This is a genomic window from Actinosynnema sp., from assembly GCF_052038725.1.
In genome coordinates, this window is the sequence record NZ_JBQGCX010001429.1 from 1 (window position 1) to 2524 (window position 2524).

The 2524-nt window shown below is 72.8% G+C and carries 3 protein-coding genes; 1 reads left to right on the plus strand and 2 read right to left on the minus strand.

Features of this window, described 5'->3' with window-relative positions; genetic code table 11:
* A partial coding sequence (locus ACTUAL_RS30210) for an AMP-binding protein (RefSeq protein WP_440902619.1) occupies positions 1-729 on the plus strand: 729 nt, incomplete at its 5' end.
* A gap of 113 nt (positions 730-842) precedes the next feature.
* On the opposite strand, the gene ACTUAL_RS30215 is transcribed toward ACTUAL_RS30210, so the two are convergent.
* Complete coding sequence (locus tag ACTUAL_RS30215; RefSeq protein ID WP_096495503.1) at positions 843-1568, minus strand: GON domain-containing protein; 726 nt, start codon at positions 1566-1568, stop codon at positions 843-845.
* 130 nt (positions 1569-1698) lie between these two features.
* Positions 1699-2313 carry a TetR/AcrR family transcriptional regulator gene (locus ACTUAL_RS30220; RefSeq protein ID WP_440902620.1) on the minus strand — a complete coding sequence of 205 codons (615 nt, stop codon included), beginning with the start codon at positions 2311-2313 and terminating at the stop codon, positions 1699-1701.
* Positions 2314-2524 lie beyond the last annotated feature (211 nt).

Consider the following 2524-nt stretch of genomic DNA (forward strand, 5'->3'; position numbering starts at 1 on the left):
GAGCGCCTCGGCCACTTCTACCGGGGCCTGGGCTTCCTGGTGCTGGAGGGCTACGGCCTGGCCGAGTCCAGCGCCGCCACCACGACGAACCCGCCGGACGTGCAGAAGATCGGCACGGTCGGCCTGCCGCTGCCGGGCTCGTCGGTGCGCATCGCCGACGACGGCGAGGTCCAGCTCAAGGGCGAGCACATCTTCACCGGCTACTGGAACAACCCCGAGGCCACCGCCGCCGTGCTGGACGCGGACGGCTGGTTCAGCACCGGCGACCTCGGCTCCCTGGACGAGGAGGGCTACCTCAGGATCACCGGCCGCAAGAAGGAGATCATCGTGACGTCGGGCGGCAAGAACGTCGCCCCGGCCGTCATCGAGGACCGCATCCGCTCGCACGCGCTCGTGGCCGAGTGCATGGTCGTCGGCGACGCGAAGCCGTTCATCGCCGCCCTGATCACCCTGGACGAGGAGATGCTGCCCCGCTGGGCCGCCCAGAACGGCAAGGGGGACCTGACGCCGCGCCAGCTCCGCGAGGACCCGGACCTGCTGGCGGAGGTGCAGCTCGCGGTGGACCTCGGCAACTCGGCGGTGTCGCGCGCCGAGGCGGTCCGCGAGTTCCGCGTCCTGGACGGGCAGTTCACCGAGGCGTCGGGGCACCTGACGCCGTCGCTGAAGCTGAAGCGGAACGTGGTGCGCGCGGACTTCGACGCGCAGATCCGGGAGATCTACGCGGAGTGAGGCGGCCTGCCGCGGTGACCGGGGAGCGCCCGGTCACCGCGCCTCGCCCGCCGAGGGGCCGGTTCCGCTCAGGTGATCCCGGATCAGGTGGTCCCGGATCAGGTGATCTCGGATCAGGTGATCTCGAAGCAGGGCTTCGGGCGCAGCAGCCCGCCGGGCGCGCAGGACAGCTCCAGCGCGGTCATCCCCGGTTGCGGGTTGGTCGGGTTGTAGAAGCCGGGCGCCGGGACGTTCCAGCCGCAGTAGCCGCCGCCGGTGAGGTCCGCGGACTGCCCGTCGGGGGCGAGCGCGGCCGTGCCCGACGCGGCGAAACCGCCCACCTGGAACGTGTCGGAGACGGCGAACGCGGTGCCGCGCAGGTCGATCCTCGCCACCCCGCTCGCGGTCGCGTCGCAGCTCATCGCGGTGGCGTAGGGCATCGACGTCACCGTGGCGCCCCCGAGGGCCAGGGAGCCGGTGGACGTGGCGAAGGTCAGGTCGCCGATGTCGGCGGTCAGCGTCGCCGGGTCCACGCGCAGCTTGGTGAACGTGGTGCGCACGCTCGTCCCCGGCGACGCGCCGCCCGCCGTGTACTGCGAGAAGTTGCCCGTCCCGCCGGTGTCCGGGAGGTCGAGGTACTCGCGCGGCGTGCCCGCCATGTCGTGGCAGTGCACGCCGAGCAGCCGCCGGTTGGTGAGCAGCAGGTACGGTCCGTCCGGCGCGCCGGGCAGGAGGCTGCGCACGGCCGCGCAGCTGTCGAGCAGGCCGCGCGGCTCGGCCGTCGCGGGGGCGGCGCCGAGCGCGGCCACCGCGACCAGCGCCGTGCCAATGGCCAGCGCGCTGCGGAGGGCAGGTCCCATGTCGGGCTCGCAATCGTCGTCGGGGCAGGTCGGCTACGGCGAACCTAGAACGCGGCGCGGCCCCCGCGTCCGGGAAGCACCCCAGCAGGTGACCCCCTTCGGTACGCCGTCCCCCGGACGGGCGGGCCCCTCACCCCCGCAGGTACCGGGTCACCATCGCCACCAGCTCCTCCTCGAACACCTCCACCGCCGTGCCCCCCGGCGCGGCCATGAACTTGTGGGTGTTCATCTCCACCGTGAACAGCACCAGGTCCGCCGCCAGGCCCGGATCGCCCACCCGCACGTCCGGGTGCCGCTCCAGCACCTGGCGCACCTGCCCGGTCCGCAGCTCGCCGTGCCGCCGCACCGCGTCCAGCAGGTCCTGCGACGCCGCAGCCTCCTCGATCATCAGCCGCAGCAGCCTCGGGTCGTCGCGGTGGTGGTCGACCGCGTCGCGCACCAGCGCCCGCACCAGCGCCTCCAGTGTCCCCGGCGCCAGGTCCAGGTCCTCGAACCCCGGCCAGCTCCCCCGGTCCACGTGCTGGATCAGCAGCGCGGCCAGGATCGAGTCCTTGTTCGGGAAGTACTGGTACAGCGACCCGATCGACACGCGCGCCCGCTCGGCGATGCGGTTCGTGGTGCCCGCCGCGTACCCGTGCTCGGTGAAAACGTGAGCAGCGGCGGTGAGGATGCGCTCGCGGGTCAGCTCGGCGCGGACCTGGCGGGGCTTGCGACGTGGCTCCAAGCGTCGATCGGCGGACGGCACGCGGGGTCTCCTGTGGGTGCGCGGAAAGCGAGTAGTCAAGACCTGAGCTAATGCTCACAATAGTGTCATGAGCTGCGAGAACAACGCATGACCTCCACCACCCCGCACCGGCTGGCCACGGTGGCGCAGGTCGAGGCGGTGATCGGCCGCGCGCCCGCGCCGGTGCTGGCCAAGCAGATCACCGCGCTGGACGACGGCTGCCGCGCCGTGC

Excerpts from the sequence above, each read along its gene's own strand:
- ACTUAL_RS30215 (WP_096495503.1), bottom strand. The coding sequence starts at position 1,568 with ATGGGACCTGCCCTCCGCAGCGCGCTGGCCATTGGCACGGCGCTGGTC.